At 50.6% G+C, this 20,260-nt stretch carries 22 protein-coding genes and 2 riboswitches; all 22 genes read right to left on the bottom strand.

Going from position 1 to position 20,260, the window contains the following annotated elements; all coding sequences use genetic code 11:
* Positions 1-1,424 (bottom strand): lysine--tRNA ligase (gene lysS / locus ACI3UA_RS02835; protein WP_439723316.1); only part of this gene is annotated, 1,424 nt, incomplete at its 3' end.
* Between the two features lie 96 nt (positions 1,425-1,520).
* Positions 1,521-1,994, bottom strand: coding sequence for a transcription elongation factor GreA (gene greA, locus ACI3UA_RS02830; RefSeq protein WP_439723314.1), 474 nt, complete (start codon positions 1,992-1,994; stop codon positions 1,521-1,523).
* A 223-nt stretch (positions 1,995-2,217) separates the two neighbouring features.
* Positions 2,218-2,709 (bottom strand): cell division protein SepF, encoded by a 492-nt coding sequence (locus tag ACI3UA_RS02825; protein ID WP_439723313.1) that lies wholly within the window; start codon positions 2,707-2,709, stop codon positions 2,218-2,220.
* A gap of 189 nt (positions 2,710-2,898) precedes the next feature.
* The gene (gene typA, locus ACI3UA_RS02820; RefSeq protein WP_439723312.1) at positions 2,899-4,716 is read right to left on the bottom strand and encodes a translational GTPase TypA; all 1,818 of its coding nucleotides are present in this window, start codon (positions 4,714-4,716) and stop codon (positions 2,899-2,901) included.
* A gap of 182 nt (positions 4,717-4,898) precedes the next feature.
* Complete coding sequence (locus ACI3UA_RS02815) at positions 4,899-6,290, bottom strand: aspartate ammonia-lyase (protein WP_439723311.1); 1,392 nt, start codon at positions 6,288-6,290, stop codon at positions 4,899-4,901.
* A gap of 277 nt (positions 6,291-6,567) precedes the next feature.
* Entirely contained in the window at positions 6,568-7,755 is a 1,188-nt protein-coding gene (gene metK / locus ACI3UA_RS02810; RefSeq protein ID WP_439723310.1) for a methionine adenosyltransferase, read from the bottom strand.
* Positions 7,756-7,926: 171 nt separating this feature from the next.
* Positions 7,927-8,037: riboswitch (SAM riboswitch) on the bottom strand.
* 149 nt (positions 8,038-8,186) lie between these two features.
* Complete coding sequence (locus ACI3UA_RS02805; RefSeq protein ID WP_439723309.1) at positions 8,187-8,489, bottom strand: DUF1292 domain-containing protein; 303 nt, start codon at positions 8,487-8,489, stop codon at positions 8,187-8,189.
* Positions 8,490-8,657: 168 nt separating this feature from the next.
* Positions 8,658-9,608: an Abi family protein gene (locus ACI3UA_RS02800; protein ID WP_439723308.1), complete on the bottom strand. Its 951-nt coding sequence runs from the start codon at positions 9,606-9,608 to the stop codon at positions 8,658-8,660.
* Between the two features lie 170 nt (positions 9,609-9,778).
* Positions 9,779-10,525, bottom strand: a complete 747-nt coding sequence (gene trmD, locus ACI3UA_RS02795; RefSeq protein ID WP_439723307.1) for a tRNA (guanosine(37)-N1)-methyltransferase TrmD — start codon at positions 10,523-10,525, stop codon at positions 9,779-9,781.
* On the bottom strand, positions 10,525-11,067 hold the full coding sequence (rimM, locus tag ACI3UA_RS02790; protein WP_439723306.1) for a ribosome maturation factor RimM: 543 nt from the start codon (positions 11,065-11,067) through the stop codon (positions 10,525-10,527). Before rimM ends, trmD begins: the two co-directional genes overlap by 1 nt.
* Positions 11,039-11,458, bottom strand: a complete 420-nt coding sequence (locus tag ACI3UA_RS02785) for a YlqD family protein (RefSeq protein WP_439723305.1) — start codon at positions 11,456-11,458, stop codon at positions 11,039-11,041. Before ACI3UA_RS02785 ends, rimM begins: the two co-directional genes overlap by 29 nt.
* Positions 11,459-11,702: 244 nt before the next feature.
* Complete coding sequence (locus ACI3UA_RS02780) at positions 11,703-11,933, bottom strand: KH domain-containing protein (protein WP_439723304.1); 231 nt, start codon at positions 11,931-11,933, stop codon at positions 11,703-11,705.
* Positions 11,934-11,947: 14 nt separating this feature from the next.
* Positions 11,948-12,223, bottom strand: coding sequence for a 30S ribosomal protein S16 (gene rpsP / locus ACI3UA_RS02775; protein WP_154405096.1), 276 nt, complete (start codon positions 12,221-12,223; stop codon positions 11,948-11,950).
* A gap of 71 nt (positions 12,224-12,294) precedes the next feature.
* A complete protein-coding gene (gene ffh, locus ACI3UA_RS02770) occupies positions 12,295-13,656 on the bottom strand; it encodes a signal recognition particle protein (RefSeq protein ID WP_439723303.1) in 1,362 nt (453 codons plus the stop codon).
* Positions 13,657-13,658: 2 nt separating this feature from the next.
* Positions 13,659-14,021, bottom strand: coding sequence for a YlxM family DNA-binding protein (gene ylxM, locus ACI3UA_RS02765; protein ID WP_439723302.1), 363 nt, complete (start codon positions 14,019-14,021; stop codon positions 13,659-13,661).
* A 197-nt stretch (positions 14,022-14,218) separates the two neighbouring features.
* Positions 14,219-14,410 carry a 50S ribosomal protein L28 gene (gene rpmB / locus ACI3UA_RS02760; RefSeq protein ID WP_154405092.1) on the bottom strand — a complete coding sequence of 64 codons (192 nt, stop codon included), beginning with the start codon at positions 14,408-14,410 and terminating at the stop codon, positions 14,219-14,221.
* A gap of 239 nt (positions 14,411-14,649) precedes the next feature.
* Positions 14,650-15,525, bottom strand: a complete 876-nt coding sequence (gene hslO, locus ACI3UA_RS02755) for an Hsp33 family molecular chaperone HslO (protein WP_439723301.1) — start codon at positions 15,523-15,525, stop codon at positions 14,650-14,652.
* On the bottom strand, positions 15,522-16,079 hold the full coding sequence (gene yfcE, locus ACI3UA_RS02750) for a phosphodiesterase (protein WP_439723300.1): 558 nt from the start codon (positions 16,077-16,079) through the stop codon (positions 15,522-15,524). The genes hslO and yfcE overlap by 4 nt, the downstream gene beginning before the upstream one ends.
* A 61-nt stretch (positions 16,080-16,140) precedes the next feature.
* Complete coding sequence (gene ribH, locus ACI3UA_RS02745; RefSeq protein WP_439723299.1) at positions 16,141-16,611, bottom strand: 6,7-dimethyl-8-ribityllumazine synthase; 471 nt, start codon at positions 16,609-16,611, stop codon at positions 16,141-16,143.
* A 118-nt stretch (positions 16,612-16,729) separates the two neighbouring features.
* Positions 16,730-17,929, bottom strand: a complete 1,200-nt coding sequence (locus tag ACI3UA_RS02740; RefSeq protein WP_439723298.1) for a bifunctional 3,4-dihydroxy-2-butanone-4-phosphate synthase/GTP cyclohydrolase II — start codon at positions 17,927-17,929, stop codon at positions 16,730-16,732.
* Between the two features lie 40 nt (positions 17,930-17,969).
* A complete protein-coding gene (locus tag ACI3UA_RS02735) occupies positions 17,970-18,638 on the bottom strand; it encodes a riboflavin synthase (protein WP_439723297.1) in 669 nt (222 codons plus the stop codon).
* An 82-nt stretch (positions 18,639-18,720) separates the two neighbouring features.
* Complete coding sequence (ribD, locus tag ACI3UA_RS02730) at positions 18,721-19,809, bottom strand: bifunctional diaminohydroxyphosphoribosylaminopyrimidine deaminase/5-amino-6-(5-phosphoribosylamino)uracil reductase RibD (RefSeq protein ID WP_439723315.1); 1,089 nt, start codon at positions 19,807-19,809, stop codon at positions 18,721-18,723.
* Positions 19,810-20,020: 211 nt separating this feature from the next.
* A riboswitch (FMN riboswitch) is annotated at positions 20,021-20,181 on the bottom strand.
* Positions 20,182-20,260: the final 79 nt, after the last annotated feature.

Genomic DNA, 20,260 nt, shown 5'->3' with positions numbered 1-20,260 from the left:
CGGATAGACGCACTGTCCGTCAGGAACATTACCAGACGGTCAACACCGATGCCCAGGCCGCCCGTTGGCGGCAGGCCGTACTCAAGGGCAGTGATGAAGTCCCTGTCCATCTCATGAGCTTCATCATCACCAGCCTCACGCTGTTTCATCTGGTCAAGGAAACGCCCCTCCTGGTCAATCGGGTCGTTCAGCTCCGTAAAGCCATTGGCCAGCTCACGGCCATAGATAAAGAACTCAAACCTGTCCGTAATCATCGGATTTTCCGGGTTTCTCTTGGCAAGAGGAGAAATCTCCGTCGGATGGCCGGTAATAAAGGTAGGCTGAATCAAGGATTCCTCCACCTTTTCCTCGAAGGCCGCATTCAAAATGCCGCCAATGCCAAAACGCTCCTCATAAGGAACGCCAATCTCCTTGGCCATAGCGCGTGCTTCCTCCACGGTCTGACAGCTCAGGAAATCCTTGCCTGTAGCTTCCTTGACTGCATCATTCATGCTGATGCGCTTAACCTTTGCCAAATCAATCTCTGTGCCCTGATAATTGATAACCGTGGTACCCAGCACCTTCTGAGCCGCATTCAGCACAATGCCCTCGGTAATATCCATTAAATCACGATAGTCCGCATAAGCCTGATAAATCTCAATAGAAGTAAACTCCGGGTTATGGCGCACGTCCATGCCCTCGTTGCGGAATACGCGTCCCATCTCATAGACACGCTCCATGCCGCCTACGATCAGGCGCTTCAGATTCAGCTCGGTAGCAATACGCAGATACATATCAATATCCAATGTATTGTGATGGGTGATAAACGGACGCGCTGCAGCGCCACCGGCAATCGTTCCCAAAACCGGCGTCTCAACCTCCAAAAAGTCACGCTCATCCAAATAATCGCGAATAGACTTCATAATATTGGTACGAGCCACAAAGGTATCCATAACCTCCGGATTCATAATCAAATCCACATAACGCTGACGGTAGCGGATTTCCGTATCGGTCAAGCCGTGGAACTTCTCAGGCAACGGCCGGAGGGACTTGGACAGCAAATCAAAATCATCCACCCGGACGGTAATCTCACCGCGGCGGGTACGGAATACCTTGCCCTTTACGCCGATAATATCACCGATATCCAAAAGCTTGAACTGGGAATACTTTTCCTCCCCCAGCACATCCAGCTTGAAATAAATCTGAATGCGGCCACTGCGATCCATAAGCACAGAAAAGCTGGCCTTGCCATGGCCGCGAATAGCCATCAGACGGCCTGCAATCGTAACCTCTTCCTCGCTTTCAGCCTCTCCCTCCAGATAGCCAAACTGCTCAAGGATATCACTAGCATGGTGTGATACCTCAAAACGATGGCCAAAAGGAGCCACTCCCTTTGCCTCGAAAGCAGCCAGCTTGTCCCGGCGAACCTTCAAAAGCTCATTCATATCCTGCTCAACAGCAGGCTTGTTTTCCTTATTCTCTGACACTTAAATCTATCTCCTGTTGCACATACTACAGCTGTAAAGACACTTCTGAGCGCCTTACTGCTTAATTTCCATAATCTGATACTGGATGATATTCTCACCAACGACAACGTCAACCACGGAACCGACAGCCTGTCCCATAATAGCCAGGCCAACAGGTGACTCGTTGGAAATCTTGCCGTTATCCGGATCCGCCTCCGTAGAGCCGACAATCATGTATGTATCAGTTTCATCAAACTCAATATCCTTCAGCACTACCTGACAGCCCAGCGATACGGTATTGCTATCCGCGCTGGCTTCAATGATGCGGGCATTTCTGATGCTTTCTTCCAGCTCCAGAATCTCCCCCTCCAGGAAGGCCTGCTCATTTTTTGCATCATCGTACTCGGAGTTCTCGGACAGGTCGCCCAGAGCAATAGCAGCCTTCAGGCGCTCTGCTACCTCTTTTCTTCTCTCACCCTTTAAATAATCCAGCTTTTCCTGCAGTTTTTTCAGACCATCCGCGGTCAGCATTACACTTTTGTCTGCCATTTATAAAACTCCTTTGCCATATATTACCAGACGATCGCTCCACACAGGACGGCCTCCCGGCAGGATGCCGCCTGACAGCATAAAACGCGCCTGTGCCTGTTTTTAGTCACACTGTAATATTATATTTAAATTTCATAACAATGTCAATCCGTATGCAGGATATATAAAAAGGAGCCAGCGCCCCGCGGACAAACTGGCTCCCTGCCTATCATAAAACAATAAATTAAAGCTGTGCAGGAGCTGGAGCTATGCTCTTTACCTCATTAATCTCCACTCCGTCAGGCACATACAGTACCATAGTTGCAGTGATGCGGCGCACCTCGCCATCCTGAACATAACATACGCCATTCAGGAAATCGCAGATACGGCGCTGCTCTGCCAGCTCAACACGCTCATAGTTGACAATGGCGGAACGCTTTGACTTCAAGGCATCCGCAATCTCAGAAACACTGTCAAAATTCTGCGGAACATAAATCTGAATCTTCATGTCCATAGACTTGTTGCTGGATACCAGCTTCATGCCCTGACGACGGGCAGCAGCACTGAACTCAGGCTGCGGTGCAATCTGGCTCACAGACTCGCCGCCGGCAACCTTCCTGCTCTCAACACTGTCAGCAGCCGGTACAGCCACAGGCTCCTCCACGAAACCGTCATCCAGAATGATTTCCTCTTCTACAGGTGCAAAAAACCTGCTCAGCTTATTGATAATTTCCACAATCTCCGCCTCCAACAATAAATCCGATAAATCCCACTATCGTATTCCTGCACCTACAGAAAAATAACACATACTGTTCCTATCCATCAAGTGCTAAACATTACCTTAAAAATCCTGCAACTATGCGCTTATTATACACTATTGTTTAATAAATATCAATGGATACTTTAGACCTAATTTCCTCTTGCTTTACTTTCTGGCATTTTTGCTGGCGCGGCCGCGTACAGTCTTGTCCAGGATAGACTTGCGAAGGCGGATGCTTTCAGGTGTAACCTCTACCAGCTCATCCTGATTGATGTACTCGATGGCCTGCTCAAGGCTTAAAATACGCGGCGGCACAAGGCGTATTGCCTCGTCAGAGGCAGATGTACGCATGTTGGAAACGTGCTTGGCCTTGCACGGATTGATATCTATATCCATCTCGCGGGAGTTTTCACCCACAATCATGCCCTCGTAAACAGACTGGCCCGGAGAAATAAACATAGTACCACGGTCCTGCAAGGAGAAAATACCATAGCCTGTAGTCTCGCCCTGCTCAAAGGCTACCAGTGAACCGCGTACACGGCCAGGAATGTCGCCCTTGTACGGAACATAGCCCGCAAATACATGGTTCATGATACCGTTGCCCTTGGTATTGGTCAAAAGCTCGGAACGGAAGCCAATCAGGCCGCGGGCAGGAATCAAAAACTCCATGCGCATGTAGCCTGCTACCTCGGTCATGTTGGAAAGCTCGGCCTTGCGGGTACCGAGGGACTCCATAACCGTACCCATAAACTCCTGTGGAACCTCGATGGTCAGGTTCTCCATAGGCTCACACTTCTGCCCGTTGATGGTCTTGTATACTACCTCCGGCTTGCCAACCTGCAGCTCATAGCCTTCACGGCGCATGGTTTCAATCAGGATGGACAGATGCAGCTCACCACGGCCGGAAACCTTGAATACATCGGCGCTTTCAGTTTCCTCAACGCGCAGTGCCACATTGGTCTCAACCTCCTTGAACAAACGGTCACGGAGATGGCGGGAAGTAACGAACTGTCCCTCACGGCCGGCAAACGGGCTGGTGTTGACGCCAAAGGTCATGGACAGGGTTGGCTCATCAATATTAATAGTAGGAAGAGCCTCCGGATTTTCTGCATCAGCTACGGTATAACCGATGCTTACATTGCCAAGACCGGTCAGGCAGACAATCTCACCCATGGAAGCCTCCGGCACCTCTACACGGCTCAGGCCCTGATAGGTGTACACCTTGCCCACCTTTGCCTTTGTCTGGCTGTCACCATCCATCAGCACAACAGCCTGATTAGGCTTTACCCTGCCGCGGATAATACGGCCAACAGCTACCTTGCCGATATACTCATCAGCCTCAAGGGTAGTAACCATCATCTGCAGAGGTCCCTCCGCATCACCCTTCGGGCAAGGAATTTCCTTGACAATAGTCTCCATCAGAGGCTTCAAATCTGCATTATCATCCTCCATGCTGTACTTGGCAATACCATCGCGGGCGGTTGCGTAGATGCAAGGGAAATCCAGCTGGTCATCGTCCGCATCCAGCTCCATGAACAGCTCCAGAACCTCGTCATAGACATCATCCACGCGCTGGTCAGGGCGGTCAATCTTATTGATGACAACAATTGGCTTCAAGCCCTGCTCCAGAGCCTTTCTGAGCACGTACTTCGTCTGCGGCATAGGCCCCTCAAAGGCATCTACCAGCAGTACAACGCCGTCCACCATGTTCAGGACGCGCTCCACCTCGCCGCCAAAATCAGCATGGCCCGGAGTATCAACGATATTAATCTTGATACCGTCATACATAATAGCTGTATTCTTGGAAAGAATCGTAATACCCCGCTCACGCTCCAAATCACCGGAGTCCATTACACGCTCTGCAACCTGCTCGTTGGAACGGAAAATATGGCTCTGCTGCAGCATGGCATCCACAAGAGTGGTCTTGCCATGGTCTACGTGGGCGATAATAGCAATATTTCTCAAACTTTCATTTTTGCTCATTGGTTCAAAATTCCTCCCATTAACACAAACAAAAGGGGAGTCACCTGCTCCCCACTTAAACTAATTCCAAAATAACATAACAATGATATCCCAGAAGTTCCCAAAAGTCAATATTTTTTTACTCAAAAAAGCACTCCCCGAAGGACGGGGAGTGCCATCAGTTTATATTACATTACATCACATCACTGACCCACGATGCCCGGACTGGTCATAGCCATAGGGGCCATGACTTCATCCAGACGTTCCTTTGTCATGATTCCCTGCTCCAGAATAATCTCCCGAATCGGCCTGCCGGTATTGTAGGCTTCCTTGGCCAGCTGGGCGGACTGCTCATAGCCAATGTGCGGCAGCAGGGCTGTCACGACACCCACGCTCCTGTCCAGCCAGTACCGGCACTGCTGACGGTTCGGCTCAAGCCCCTTCAACAGCTTGTCCACAAAGCCGTTGACCGCATTGGTCAGGAACTTCATGGAATTAAACATATTGAAAGCCATCACAGGCTCCATGACGTTCAGCTCAAACTGCCCGTTCTCCACCGCCAGGCTCACTGCCAGATCATTGCCTACCACCTGATAGCAGGTCTGGTTCAGAACCTCTGCAATAACAGGATTGACCTTGCCAGGCATGATAGAAGACCCTGGCTGGCGCATCGGCAGTTTCAGCTCATAGAAGCCATCCCTCGGCCCGGAAGCCATCAGACGGAAGTCGTTAGCCATCTTTATGAGCACCAGAGCCGTATTTCTCAGGGACGCGGAAACATCTGCAAAGCCATCGGTGTTGTTGGTGGCGTCTATGAGATTGCCGGCCTCACACCACTTCTCGCCGGTAACCTCGCTGAGCTTATCCGCAATCACGGACAGATAGGCAGGCTCTGCGTTCAGCCCGGTACCAACTGCCGTGCCGCCCATGTTGATATAATTGATTTCATCCAGCGCATGCTGGATACGCCGCATGCCGCGGCGCACCGACGACGCATAGGAACCCATTTCCTGCCCAAGGGTAATAGGCACTGCATCCTGCAGATGGGTACGCGCCATCTTCAAAATATCCTTGTACTCCTCCGATTTTTTCTCCAGCTCCGTTGCCAGATAGTCCAGCGCCTTTAACAGCTTGCTTCCCTTGTGCCGCAGACAGACCTTGATGGCAGTAGGAAAAGTATCATTGGTGGACTGCGCCATATTGCCGTGATTGTTAGGCGAGATGATGTCATACCGCCCCTTTGGCCTGCCTGTAATTTCCAGCGCCCTGTTGCACAGCACCTCATTCATGTTCATATTGAAGGAAGTGCCTGCACCGCCCTGAATCGGGTCCACAGGGAACTGGTCAAGGAATCTGCCACCGATAATCTCCTCCGCGGCCTGCAACAACGGCTCACCGATTTCCTTTGGCATCCTGCCGGTGGAAAGGTTCGCCAGCACGGACGCCTTTTTCACCTGCGCCATGGCAATAATGAAGTCACTATCAACCCGCTGACCGGTAATCTGGAAATTCTCCATGGCCCTCATGGTCTGCACGCCGTAATATACCTCGTCAGGCACCTGCAGCTCGCCCAGAAAATCATGCTCTTTTCTCATTATGTCCGCCCCCCGTATAAATGCTTTTATGTATTTTGTATACAATATCCTTTTCCTATACAATACTACAAAGCGGCGGAAAATAAAACTACTAATTGGATATATTACCTATAACTTTTTATGATAAGATAAATGATAATTATTGTAGATACAAAAAAAGCTGTCACACCGCTGGCCAGCTGCCTGCCCGAACCCGCAAAAAGACTGCGAAAAGGAGACAGCTGCCATCAGCGTGACAGCCTCATGAAATCAATTTAAAATCCGGACGCCTGCCGTATCAGATACCGGCCTGTGCCTTCAAAGCCTCTGCCTTGTCGGTGTGCTCCCATGGCAGATCAACATCGGTGCGGCCAAAGTGACCATAGGCCGCAGTCTGGGCATAAATCGGACGGCGCAAATCAAGCATCCTGATGATACCTGCCGGACGCAGGTCAAAATTCTTCTGTACCAGTTCCTCAAGAACGCGGTCATCAACCTTGCCGGTACCAAAGGTATCAACCATGATGGACACAGGCGTAGCCACGCCGATAGCGTAGGCCAGCTGTACCTCGGCACGCTCTGCCAGCCCGGCAGCGACGATATTCTTTGCCACATAGCGGGCAGCATAGGCGCCGGAGCGGTCAACCTTCGTCGGATCCTTGCCGGAGAAGGCACCGCCGCCGTGACGGGCCATACCGCCATAGGTATCAACAATAATCTTGCGTCCCGTCAGTCCGCAGTCGCCCTGCGGGCCGCCGATAACGAACTTGCCGGTAGGATTGATAAAATACTTGGTTTCCTCGCTGAGCATATCAGCAGGAATCACAACCTTGATTACATGCTCAATCAAATCCTTGCGAATCTGCTCCAGCGTAACATTTTCATCATGCTGGGTGGAAATTACGATAGTATCGATGGCAACAGGCCTGCCATTCTCATAGGCAACAGTAACCTGCGTCTTGCCATCCGGGCGGAGATACGGCAGGGTGCCGTTCTTGCGCACTTCGGTCAGGCGGCGTGCAAGCCGATGAGCCAGCGCAATCGGCAGTGGCAGGAATTCAGGTGTTTCATTGGTGGCATAGCCGAACATCATGCCCTGATCGCCAGCGCCTGTAGCTTCGGCCTCGTCCAAATCACCTTCCCTTGCCTCCAGAGCCTTGTCGACGCCCTGGGCAATATCAGGAGACTGCTCATCAAGGGAAATCAGCACACCGCAGGTATCTGCATCAAAGCCGAACTTCGCGCGGGTATAGCCAATCCTGCGAATGGTATCACGGGCAATCTTGGCAATATCCACATAGCACTTGGTGGATATCTCACCGGCAATATGTGCCTGACCTGTAGTTACCAGCGTCTCGCAGGCAACGCGCCCATATGGATCCTTTTCCAGAATAGCATCCAGAATGCTGTCTGAAATCTGATCCGCAATTTTATCAGGATGTCCTTCAGTAACAGACTCCGAAGTGAACAATAAACGTTTTGCCATAAAAAATGCCTCCTCTTTCATTATACAGAAAAATAAAGTAAAGATAATCTTCCAATGAAATATGAAGCCAACCTTCTATCCAGGCCCAACATTTTATCCCTCCGAAGCAACACACAAAGCTCCGTATTTTGATAATAAAAAAACTCTCCACAATGAGAGAGCTTGCAATTTCTCTCATCTTTCAGGCTCAGCCTACAGGAATTAGCACCGTTTCGTCCACCCGCATGGACAATGGTTGCCGCGGCTTCATAGGGCCAGTCCCTCCACCGCTCTGGATGAGTTCATATTTCGTTGTCATCTGCTCATTTGAGCATGTGTACATGATACAGCAAATTGTCGCTGTTGTCAATAGCTAAAAGCAAAATCACATCCGCGCGGCAGGAACGCCGTACACAGCCTCCCCGCCGCACAGACGTGAAAAAATGTGCCTGTTACTGTGCCTCCTCAGCATCGCAAAGGTCGTTATAGGCCTTCTGCACTGCCTCAAACTCCTCATCGGTAGGATCAACGTATTCATCCTCGCCATTCTCATCCTTGACAATCTTGGCGATAATCACGTTCTCCTCCTCATCAAAGCTCTCATCGTTCTCAACATTCAGCCCGACCAGCAGAGCATAATCCTGTCCGTCAACAGGAATAATCATCTCCTGCTGATAGTACAGGGAGTTGCCGTTATCATCATTAAACTCAACTACGATATTTTCGTCCATTTCATCAAGCATCTTATCAGCCATATTGCACCTCACATTCTAAATCACAACACTGCAATCCTTTTCATTCTACCTTACCCGCCTGACAGTTGTCAAGCCGTGCACACGCCGAAGCCGTACACCTCTGCACAATACGCGGCGAAGCCCTGTGATTGCCTTTCAGCCACAGCTATGCCGGGCACACAGCATGCACTAGATGTCATCTGTTTCCATGCCGGCCAGATTCTTGCTCCGATAATAGCTTACCACCTTGTTCATGAAATCAAATGCCGTCCTGACAATGTCGTTGCCGGCAAAATAGTCAATATGCCGGGAAAAACGATTATTTACCACCAGATACAGAAGCTCCAGCTGCTTGACTTTTTCCTTCTTGCTTGTAACAATCTTGTCAAAAACCTCCAAGGTCGTGACAAAATCATACAAAAACGGCACTGACAGCTTGGTACTGCGCATGGAAACGCCAATCCCCGGAATCTCGCTGACAATCCGGCAGATTTCCTCCGACCTGCTGTTCTGACCATCCTCAACGGCCCGCAAATCGTGCAGCAGGCAGTTATTATGGGCAATACTGTTACGAATATTGCGCACCGAATAAAAAAATTCCGGCTCTACATGCTTTTGATCGTATTTGCTGTAATAAAAATCGTACAGCACAATCAAATTCGTAAAGGTCAGCACCTCTATGACGTTCCACACGGCAAAATTATCCTTGTATTTCTTAATCAGGCCGGCAGTATAGGGAGCCTTCTGCCGCTCAATCTCCCTGGCCAGCCACGGCTGCTTCTTAAAAAGCTCGGATACGATGGAATAGCCGTCCTCACGCTTATTTTTCTGCAGGGAGGCCAGAAGATTGATTTTGGCAAAATGCTCCACATCCATGACGATTGGAAACATTATGCGCCGCAGATAAACATCCAGCAGGGACAGCTCCTTGAGATAGGCAAAATCCAGGTCAATGTACTCTCCCATGCGGTCACCCTTGCGGTATTTATCATAATTATTGGCATAAAACTTCAAGCGGAAATAATAGGTATGATTCGCCAGAAAATCCTTGGCCTTTTTCTCATCAATCATGTTGAAGGAAATCCCTTTTGACTTCATCTGCTGAATCTGCCCGTCAATGTTAAATTTTTCCCTCGGCATATATTCACTTCCCGTCCCATAAAATATGTCTGATATGCGGTTGCATGCCGTTGCAAAACTTTTTTGCAACCGAAGCCGCGCCTATCACTTTTACCCTTAAATCAATTTTACATTAAACAAAAGTTTTATGCAACGCAAAAAAGACAGACACATCAAAAGACGTGCCTGCCTTATTCATCACTTTTATTTTCCTGCAATGCCGCAAGGTACTGCAAATCTTTTTTGTCCAGCACCGCTGTCTTTAACAGGTCCGGGCGATGCTTCAGGGTTGCCGCCAGGGACTTTTCCCTGCGCCATCTGGCTATCTTGGCGTGGTCGCCGGAAAACAGCACCTCCGGTACCTGCATGCCTTCAAAATCCCTCGGCCGCGTGTACTGGGGATGCTCCAAAAGGCCGTTGTAAAAGGAGTCAGTAGGCGCGGATTCCTCCGAGCCCAGCACCCCCGGCAGCATCCGGGACACAGCATCCGTAATCATCATGGCCGGCAGCTCGCCGCCGGTCAGCACAAAATCGCCGATGGAGATAATCTCGTCGGCAAGGTTCTCGCTGATGCGGGCATCAAAGCCTTCATAGTGGCCGCAGATAAAGATAAGCTGCTCATACTGTGCCAGCTCCCGCGCCTTGGCCTGATTGAATACCGCCCCCTCCGGGCTCATCAAAAGCACCCGCCGCTTCGTATAATGGGTAGTATCCTTCAAAAAGCGGACAGCACGAAAAAGAGGCTCCGGCTTCAGCACCATGCCACTGCCGCCCCCGAAAGGAGAGTCATCCACCTGCTTGTGCCGCCCTTCCGCAAAGTCACGGAAATTCATGATGTGAATATCCAAAAGCCCCTTTGCCACGGCGCGCTTGGTAATGCTCTCCCCGAAGGGACCTGCAAACATGGCAGGAAACAAGGAAAGAATATCTATCCTCATCAGGCTTCCTCCGGCAAATCCACAACCATCCTGCCCTCGGGCACATTGATTTCCTTCACAACGGCTTTCAGGGCCGGCACCAGAATCTGCTTTGCCTGGCCTTTGCGGGACACCACATAAACATCGTTGCTGCCGGTCTTCAATACCTCGGTGACGAAGCCCAAGGACTCCCCCGCAAGGTCAAAAGCTTCCAGCCCGATGATGTCAAAGGTATAATACTCCCCTTCCTCCAAAGGCATAGCCTCGGCCTTGTCCACATAGAGAAGCCTGCCGGTCAGCAGGGCTGCCGCCTCCCGGTGAGGGCACTGCTTCAGCTTCATGATGACGAACTGCTTGTGATACCAGCAGTCCTCCACCTCCATCAGCTCATCGCCCACATAGACATGCTCCAGCTCCTGAAACCTCTCCGGAAAATCCGTCAGGGGAATTATCCGCAGCTCGCCGCGGACACCGTGAGGAGCGCCTGCCTTGCCGATGACAATCCTGTCACCGGCAGCGGCTGGCGTATTGTTTTTAGCTGCGGATTGCGATGATCTTATCATCTTCCACCACTACTTCCACATTAAACTGGTCGCGGATGTTGTCCCCAACCTTCAGCTCAACAAAACGCTCACTCTGTCCCTGCACAATCTCTGCACCCAGTACCAGCTTTTCCAGCTCGTCACGGCGAGCAGTAGTCTGAGCGATGTACTCCTCGCGCTTCTGGCGCTCCATGCCGAAATGACGGTGAATCATTGCCTGGGCTTCCTCGTTAGGCAGGTTGCCTGCCTCGTCGGTCTGCTTCAAGGCACGCTCGGCCTGAATATTAATCTGGGAAATTTCCAGCTGCGCCTGCTGGATGCCATTATTCATTTCCTCCAGCATGGAATTCTTCAGCTTTTCCGTCAGCTTTGCCTTGATAGTCAAAGGGAATTTTACTAAAACCTTGTCCATTATAAAGCCTCCAATAATCACTAATCTGCAAATATCTAAAATATCCTGAAATATCCTGCTATCATCTATATTTTCATCAACAATGCCATATTATTTCAGTGCCACACACAGGCATATGGCGACATACAATACGGCATACAACGCGACATACAATGTCACACAGTGCAAAAACAATAATATCGGCATATAGTGCCATATATAGAAATTGCGGCAGAAAAATCTGCCGCAGTTTCGGCTGAGGTAATCAGCTAACTATTTCTACATTCACTTTTTTATTCTCGCGAGTAGCAGCAGCCTTGACAACAGTACGCAACGCTTTGGCGATACGTCCGGATTTGCCAATAACCTTGCCCATATCCTCATCAGCCACATGAAGCTCGAACAGAACGATGCCGTCCTCCTCTTTCTCGTTCACTACAATCTGATCAGGATTGTCTACAAGGGACCTCGCAATAATCTCAACGATCTCTTTCATGCTATGCCTCTTTCTTAGTCTTTAGCATGCTTAGCTGCATCAAACTTAGCCATGATGCCCTGCTTGGAGAACAAAGAACGAACAGTGTCAGTAGGCTGCGCACCCTTGGACATCCACTCCAGAGCCTTCTCCTCGTCGATGTTTACTACTGCAGGCTCCTTAGTGGAGTCATAGTTGCCAACAATCTCAATGAAACGGCCATCGCGTGGTGCACGGGAATCAGCTACAACAATACGATAGAAAGGGTTCTTCTTAGCACCCATACGGTTCAAACGAATCTTTACTGCCATGTGAAAATTCACCTCCTTAGATATGGTATATCTAAACTCTATTTTTATAGAAGATATACTTGCTTATATAATCAATGCATGAACGGTAGCTTGAGACCGCCGAAGCCGCCCTTCTTGCCGCCCTGCATCTTTTTCATGCGCTTCATCATCTTCTGCATTTCCTCAAACTGCTTTAAGAGCTTGTTGACGTCCTGCACACGGACACCGCTGCCCATAGCTATGCGCTTTCTGCGGCTGCCGTTGATGATTTTTGTATTGGCTCTCTCCTTGGGAGTCATGGACAGGATAATCGCCTCTATGCGGCGCATCTCCTTGCCGTTAAGATCGATGTCCTTATCCTTCAGGGCATCCTTTACCTGGCTCCCCAGCCCCGGAATCATGCCGATAATCTGCTCGAAGGAACCGAGCTTCCTCACCTGCTTCATCTGGCTCAGGAAATCGTCCAGCGTAAACTCATCCTTGCGCAGCTTCTTGTTCAGCTCTGCCGCTTCCTTGGCATCGAAGGCATCCTGCGCCTTCTCAATCAGGGAAAGCACATCGCCCATGCCCAGAATACGGGAGGCCATACGATCCGGATGGAACGGCTGCAAAGGCTCCAGCTTTTCGCCCATGCCCACGAACTTAATCGGACAGCCTGTCACTGCCTTGACGGACAACGCCGCACCACCGCGGGAGTCACCGTCCATCTTGGTCAGCACCAGACCGGTAAGCTCCAAATCCTTGTTGAAGCTCTCCGCCACATTCACGGCATCCTGACCGGTCATAGCATCTACAACCAGCAGAATTTCATGAGGCTTCACCTCGCGCTTGATGTCCTTCAGCTCCTGCATCAATTCTTCATTGATGTGCAGGCGGCCTGCGGTATCGATGATAACCACATCATTGGCGTGGGTAAAAGCATAATTCAAGGATGACTTGGCAATCGTTACAGCATCGGTTCCCTGCTCCATGGAGAATACCGGGATATCCAGCTGCTTGCCAATGACCTGCAACTGGGTAACAGCCGCCGGCCTGTATATATCAGCCGCTACCAGCACAGGACGCTTGCCCTGCTTTTTCAATGCCAGTCCGAGCTTGCCTGCCGAGGTTGTCTTACCTGCACCCTGCAAGCCCGCCATCATGATGATGGTTGGCGGCTGTGATGACATATTTATCTTGCTCTGGGAACCGCCCATCAGCTCGGTCAGTTCCTCATCAACAATCTTGATTACTACCTGGGCAGGCGTCAATGCTTCCATAACATCCTGACCGATAGCCCGCTCCGTTACACGCTTGACAAAGTCCTTTACCACCTTGAAGTTTACGTCTGCCTCCAAAAGAGCCATCCGCACTTCCTTCATGGCAGCCTTGACATCATCCTCTGTCAGCTTGCCGTGTCCACGCAGCTTCTTAAATGTTTCCTGCAGTCTGTCTGCCAAACCTTCAAAAATCAAAACTATTCCTCCTGAGCCGTATCAAGGCTTGTATATGGCTCAAGCCTCTGCAATACCGCAGCAACCTGCTCCACTGCCCTTCCAACATCAAGTCCCTTCAGCTCATCATAAATTTCTGTCAGTTCATGACGCTGCTTCTCCATTCTCTGAGCCAGCCCCAGCTTCGCTTCATACTCTGCCATGGTCTGCTCGGAGCGATGCAGTATATCGTATACCGCCTGTCGGGATACCTGCAGGCTTTCCCCTATCTCTGACATGGAGAAATCCTCAAAAAGGTGCATCTCCAGGCATCGCTGCTGCTTCTCTGTCAACAGCGGCCCATAGACATCATATAGCTGAGCCAGATATAAACGCTGTTCCAGCACAATACCACCTGCTTTCAAGGCACACCCTTACCCGACCATAGCTATTATAACCAGCTTATAGTGGGTTGTCAAGTATTTTTCCTTGTCAGCTCAAAAAATTGCCATTATTTGGCGTTGGGCCGGTGGCATAAGAAAAACCGGTTATAAAATAACCGGCTTTTCTTATGATATATCATTCGATGATACTTTTGCGCAAATTAGATAGCTCTCTCGACCTTGCCAGAACGCAGGCAACGGGTGCAAACATTAACACGCTTAACCTCGCCCTCAACAACGGCACGAACACGCTGAATGTTTGGCTTCCAGGTACGCTTGGTCTTCAAGTGGGAATGGCTGACATTGTTGCCGCTCAACTCACCCTTACCGCATACTTCACATACACTTGCCATGTAACACACCTCCTTATAGTATCTCTGAGTGTGTACGGTCTTCACACACAATATGAAAATTATAACACACGCTCACTGTTGATTGCAACCACCGGCATAAATTTTCTTCCACAAAAAAACCAACACCGTCGCCAGAGGCAATATCCCCTTGTCCCTGACTCGCTGCAAAGCACGACAGCATATTTCACGCTGTCACAGTTAGCTATTATAGCAGATAAAAAAACTGTTGTAAAGTATTTTTACTTTACAGCATCGGCTAATTTTAAAAGATGCTGTAATTCTTCCTTGCTAAAGAGATATTTTTCACCGCAGAAGTGACAGCATACCTCCGCCTGCCCGTCAGCAATCAGGGACTCCATATCGTCATGGTTCAAATTCAGCAGGACATCTTCCAGACGCTCCTTGGAGCACTGGCATCTGAATGCCAAATCCGTAGTTGTCAGGAATTCCATCTCGAAACCGTCCATGATTTCCAGAATAATCTCTTTCGCATCCTTGCCCTCATCAATCATGGCAGTAACAGGACGAAGCTTTTGCAGATTTTCCTCCAGCCTGCTGATGATGTCCTCGTCTGCATCCGGCATCGGCTGAATGATAAAGCCTCCTGCCGCCTTGGCAGAAAAATCCGTATCCACCAGCACCCCCAGGCCAATACTGGAAGGCGTCTGCTCGGAAACATAAAGGTAATTCGTCAAGTCCTCAGCAATCTCGCCTGTGACAATCTCGCTACTGCCCCGCATCGGCTCGCGCAGACCGGTGAAACGGGTAACCGTCACCAGTCCCTCGCCTACACCGCCGCCTACATCCAGCTTGCCCTTGTCATTCAGCGGCAATTCCACATGAGGATTAGCCACATAGCCGCGGACAAAGCCTTCCGGCACGGCATCCGCCGTAATATTCTTCAAGGGACCGTTGCCGCGGATATTGACCGTCAGTGCTTCCTTGTTTTTCAAATTTGCCGCCAGCAATAGTGCGCCCGTCATGGTGCGCCCCAGCGCCGCCGCCGCCACCGGGTAGCAGTCATGCCGCCTGATGGCCTCATTCACCAGGTCAGTAGTCACGGCAGCATACACCCTGACACCACTGGTAATCGCTTTTACCAACTTGTCGCTCATAAATCCTTCTCCATGACAACCTCACCGGAATTAATATCGTAAATCCGGATACAATCCTTTTCAATCACGGCACAGGTCTGCCTGCCGTCCTCGCGCTTGGACAGGGACGGAGAGCCCGGATTGAGAAATACCGTATTGCCACGCTTTTCCAGCACATTGACATGCACATGGCCGCAGATGAAGATATCCGCCCGGATTGCCTCTGCCATCGCATCCTTGTCTGCATCAGTTTCCACGGTATGGCCGTGCACCGCTACAATATGGCGTCCATCCGCAAAAGCATGGACATATGGGGACTGAATAGGCATATTCAGCACCAGCTGATCCACCTCGGAATCGCAGTTTCCCTTGCAAATCAGCACAGGCTGCGGACAGGCGTTGATTTTCTCAGCCAGCCCTGCCGGATTATAGTCCTCCAGCATAGGATTGCGCGGCCCGTGATACAGCACGTCACCCACATGGATAATAAAATCCGCATCCTTAAAAAATTTCTCATAAGCCTTCGCCCAATGCTCCTGACAGCCGTGGGTATCGCTTATTACACCAATCTTCACCGTAAATCCCCCTTATCACTTGCCGGACACAGCCGCATAACACAGGTTCACCATCATGCCATCAAATCTGGCGCAGCAGGTTTGCCATCTCAATGGCAGTCATTGCACCGTCAGCGCCCTTGTTGCCAGCTTTAGTGCCGGAACGCTCAATAGCCTGATCCAGATTTTCAGTGGTTACCACACTGAAAGACACAGGCACACCGGTAGCCATGCTTGCCTGGGCGATGCCCTTTGCCGCCTCGTTGCACACATAGTCATAGTGGGTAGTGGAACCGCGGATTACCGTGCCGAGGGCGATAATAGCATCATACTTGCCGGACTCAGCCATCTTCTTGGACACCAGCGGCAGCTCAAAAGCCCCCGGCACCCATGCAACAGTAATATCATCCTCGCTGGCACCATGACGACGCAGGGTATCCAGTGCGCCACCCAGCAGCTTTGAAGTGAAAAACTCGTTAAAACGGGAAACCACAATACCAAAACGCAGTCCCTGCGCATTAAGCATACCTTCTAAAACCTTAACTTCCTTCATAATTTCATTCCTCCTATAAACAATATCTATAAGCCGTCACGCTACTACATACCATAATTTATGTTATAGAACCATGTACAACAGCAGAACTGCATTGATATATACAAATACACCAATATTATTCGTGCAAAATATGTCCCATCTTGGTTCTCTTGACCTTCATATAGCCTTCATTGTACTCATTGAGCGGTGTTTCCAGCGGCACCCTGTCCACAATCTTCAGTCCATAGCCCTCAAGGCCTGCTCTCTTGGCAGGATTGTTGGTCATCAGGCGGATGGTAGTCAGCCCCAAATCTGCCAAAATCTGGGCGCCGATGCCATAATCACGCTCATCCGGCGCAAAGCCCAGCAGTACATTTGCCTCTACGGTGTCCTTGCCATGATCCTGCAGCTCATAAGCGCGCATCTTGTTGCCAAGCCCGATACCGCGGCCTTCCTGACGCATGTACAGCACCACGCCTGTACCCTCTGCCTCAATGCGCTTCAAGGCAATAGCCAGCTGGTCGCCGCAATCACAGCGCAGGGAGCCGAGGGCATCTCCGGTCAGGCACTCGGAATGAACGCGCACCAGCACATCCTCCTTGCCCTTAACCTCGCCCTTCATGATAGCCAGATGGCACTTGCCGTCCAGCTTGCTCTCATAGGCATGAATGCGGAAATGGCCGTACTTGCTAGGCAATTCAGCCTCGGCAATCTTTTCCACGAAGCACTCGGTCCGCTTCCTGTACTCAATCAGGGACTGTACCGTAATCAGCTTCAGGCCATGCTTCTTGGAAAACTCTATAAGACGCGGCGTGCGCATCATATGCCCGTCATCGTCCATAATCTCACAGCAGAAGCCTGCCGGGGTCAGACCGGCCAGCTTTGCCAGGTCAGTGGTAGTTTCAGTGTGCCCGGCACGGCGCAGTACGCCCCCAGGAACGGAACGCAATGGAAATACATGCCCTGGACGACGGAAATCCTCCGGCTTGGAATTCGGGTCAATCATTTCCTTTACCGTCTGGCATCTCTCAAAGGCGGAAATGCCGGTGGTGGTGCTGGTAGCATCCACGGACACAGTAAAGGCAGTCTCATGGTTATCGGTGTTGTTCACCACCATCTGCCCGATTTTCAGCCTGTCCAGAATAAAGCCTTCTACCGGAGTGCAGATCAGTCCCTTGGCATGGGTAGCCATAAAATTGATATGCTCCGGCGTGCATTTGTCAGCTGCCACAATCAAATCGCCCTCATTCTCGCGATCCTCATCGTCCACAACCACAATCATATTGCCATTCCGAATTTCTTCAATCGCTTCTTCAACTGTTGCAAAATCTGCCATTATAACCGCTCCTTAAATCATAAAAGTCATAACTAAAATATCAAAATCCGCTTCTCAGCAGCAAGTCCATAGTGATGCCGCCAGCTTCAGACTGCCCATTATTCTGCATATTCTGTGCATTCTGTGCATTTTCCTTCGGCTGCAGCATTTTCTCCACATATTTGCCTACCACATCATTCTCAATATTGATGCGGGAGCCTTCTCCCTTACTGCCGAGATTTGTTACCTGTCGTGTATGAGGAATAAGGGACACCGTAAAATCCCTGTCTGTCACCGCCGCCACCGTCAGGCTGATGCCATCCAGTGCCACGGAGCCTTTTTCCACAATATAGTGCAGAATATCGGCATCTGCCGCCACCTTCATCAGAATGGCATTCCCGTCATCCTTCATAGAAACAATCCTGCCCACGCCATCTATATGGCCGCTGACAATGTGTCCCCCCAGACGGCTGGAAAGCGTCAGTGCCCTTTCCAGATTGACCGGACTGCCGATTTTCAGCTCTGCCAGAGAAGTACGCCTGATGGTCTCCGGCATCACATCAGCCCGGAAGCTGCCGCCGCCAAACTCCGTCACCGTCAGGCAGATGCCGTTCACCGCAATGCTGTCCCCCAGCTGCACGTTCTCCAGCACCCTGCTGGCCGCCACCTGCAGGACACCATTGCCGATTGCCTTTACCCTGCCCACTTCTTCAATAATTCCTGTAAACATGTCCTTCACCTTTTAACTCAGACTCACACCGTTATATATACGATACGCCTCTGGATTTTTCCTGCATGATACAGGAAATTTTTCATTTTTCCGTATTTCTTTTAACAATTCCTGTCAAAAGCACATCCGAGCCCAGCTGTTGTATCTGAATATTTTCCAGCTCCACGGCCTGGCTAAGCTCCTGAAAGCCATCCCCCTCCACCGGGGTAAGGGCATCCCTGCCCCCCACCAGCTTCGGCGCGATAAAGGCATACACCCTGTCCACCAGACCTGACTGCAGGAGGGAAAAATTCACGCTGCCACCGCCTTCTACCAGCACGGAGGCTATCTTCATAGCTCCCAGCTGCTCCATCAGGCTGTGCATGTCCACCTGCTCGCCACTGCCAGCCACGATGATTTCCACACCCGCCGACTTTAATGCTTCCACACGCCCTGCCGGTGCCCCTGCCGTCACTGCCACAATGGTACGGGCGGCGCCGTCCGTCACCAGCTTTGACTCCAGCGGCAGCCTTGCCCGGCTGTCCACCACAATCCGTACAGGGTTCCTGCCCTCATACTCCTTCAGTCTGGTTGTCAGGGAAGGATTGTCCGCAAGGGCCGTGTTAATCCCCACCAGAATTCCGTCGTAGATATCCCTCAGCCTGTGGGTTTCATAACGTGACTTCTCATTGGTAATCCACTGGGACTGACCGGCCGCCGTAGCAATCTTGCCATCCAGCGTCATGGCTGTTTTCAAGGCCACAAAAGGCAATCCCGTCGTAATCCATTTCAGGAACACCTCGTTCAGCTCACGGGCTTCCTTTTCCAGCACCCCTACCGTCACTTCTATGCCGGCTTCCTGCAAAATGGCAATGCCCCTGCCTGCCACCTTGGGATTGGGGTCCGTCATGGCTATTACCACCCGGCTGACCCCTGCCTCCACCAGCGCCACGGCACAGGGGCCTGTCCTGCCATAATGAGCGCAGGGCTCAAGGGAAACATACACCGTAGCCCCCCTTGCCAGCTCTCCTGCCATGTTTAGGGCGTGGATTTCAGCATGCGGGGTACCGGCCTTCCTGTGCCAGCCCTCTGCCACAATCCTGCCATCCCTGACAATCACAGCGCCTACCAGTGGATTGGGGGATGTGCGGCCCATACCGTTCCTTGCCAGCTCAAGGGCACGTCCCATCATCCGCTCATCAAATTCATAAAATACGTCTGATTTACCACATTCCACAAATCCGGCAAGCCTTCCTTCCAAATTCTTTTGCATCCTATCACCTCTGATTAAAACCTGATACAAAATATTTGAAGTACAGAGTGAAGTCCTCTAAAAACGCAAAAAATGGCTGTCGAAGAAAAATCCTCAACAGCCATCGCAAACACACAAAAAGATGCACACAACACGTCTTTTCTCATCCAGACTATACTGTCGGCTCTGGAATTTCACCAAATCCTGCCCTCCACAGCTCATGCACAGCAGCCGAAGCTGCCACCGCACCACTGTCCCAGGCTCGCGGGCTATACCGCCGGTAGGGAATTGCACCCTGCCCCAAAGACTGTCTCTGTATTTCTGCGTATTATTCTAGCATAAATTAATATTATATGCAACACATTTTCTCAAAATACTATATTTTGAATCT

Source organism: Anaerovibrio sp., assembly GCF_051866355.1.
GTDB lineage: Bacteria > Bacillota > Negativicutes > Selenomonadales > Selenomonadaceae > Anaerovibrio.
The sequence above is the reverse complement of the archived record's forward strand: the minus strand, read 5'-3'. Positions and strand labels throughout refer to the sequence as shown.

What these genes read in the sequence shown, in the direction of transcription:
- greA (WP_439723314.1), bottom strand. Translation starts at nt 1,994, where the DNA reads ATGGCAGACAAAAGTGTAATGCTGACCGCGGATGGTCTGAAAAAACTG.
- typA (WP_439723312.1), bottom strand. Translation starts at nt 4,716, where the DNA reads ATGAGCAAAAATGAAAGTTTGAGAAATATTGCTATTATCGCCCACGTA.
- ACI3UA_RS02815 (WP_439723311.1), bottom strand. Translation starts at nt 6,290, where the DNA reads ATGAGAAAAGAGCATGATTTTCTGGGCGAGCTGCAGGTGCCTGACGAG.
- metK (WP_439723310.1), bottom strand. Translation starts at nt 7,755, where the DNA reads ATGGCAAAACGTTTATTGTTCACTTCGGAGTCTGTTACTGAAGGACAT.
- ACI3UA_RS02805 (WP_439723309.1), bottom strand. Translation starts at nt 8,489, where the DNA reads ATGGCTGATAAGATGCTTGATGAAATGGACGAAAATATCGTAGTTGAG.
- ACI3UA_RS02800 (WP_439723308.1), bottom strand. Translation starts at nt 9,608, where the DNA reads ATGCCGAGGGAAAAATTTAACATTGACGGGCAGATTCAGCAGATGAAG.
- trmD (WP_439723307.1), bottom strand. Translation starts at nt 10,525, where the DNA reads ATGAGGATAGATATTCTTTCCTTGTTTCCTGCCATGTTTGCAGGTCCC.
- rimM (WP_439723306.1), bottom strand. Translation starts at nt 11,067, where the DNA reads ATGATAAGATCATCGCAATCCGCAGCTAAAAACAATACGCCAGCCGCT.
- ACI3UA_RS02785 (WP_439723305.1), bottom strand. Translation starts at nt 11,458, where the DNA reads ATGGACAAGGTTTTAGTAAAATTCCCTTTGACTATCAAGGCAAAGCTG.
- ACI3UA_RS02780 (WP_439723304.1), bottom strand. Translation starts at nt 11,933, where the DNA reads ATGAAAGAGATCGTTGAGATTATTGCGAGGTCCCTTGTAGACAATCCT.
- rpsP (WP_154405096.1), bottom strand. Translation starts at nt 12,223, where the DNA reads ATGGCAGTAAAGATTCGTTTGAACCGTATGGGTGCTAAGAAGAACCCT.
- rpmB (WP_154405092.1), bottom strand. Translation starts at nt 14,410, where the DNA reads ATGGCAAGTGTATGTGAAGTATGCGGTAAGGGTGAGTTGAGCGGCAAC.
- hslO (WP_439723301.1), bottom strand. Translation starts at nt 15,525, where the DNA reads ATGAGCGACAAGTTGGTAAAAGCGATTACCAGTGGTGTCAGGGTGTAT.
- ribH (WP_439723299.1), bottom strand. Translation starts at nt 16,611, where the DNA reads ATGAAGGAAGTTAAGGTTTTAGAAGGTATGCTTAATGCGCAGGGACTG.
- ACI3UA_RS02740 (WP_439723298.1), bottom strand. Translation starts at nt 17,929, where the DNA reads ATGGCAGATTTTGCAACAGTTGAAGAAGCGATTGAAGAAATTCGGAAT.
- ACI3UA_RS02735 (WP_439723297.1), bottom strand. Translation starts at nt 18,638, where the DNA reads ATGTTTACAGGAATTATTGAAGAAGTGGGCAGGGTAAAGGCAATCGGC.
- ribD (WP_439723315.1), bottom strand. Translation starts at nt 19,809, where the DNA reads ATGATGGGACGTGCCCTTGAGCTGGCAAGGAACGGTATGGGCCGCACA.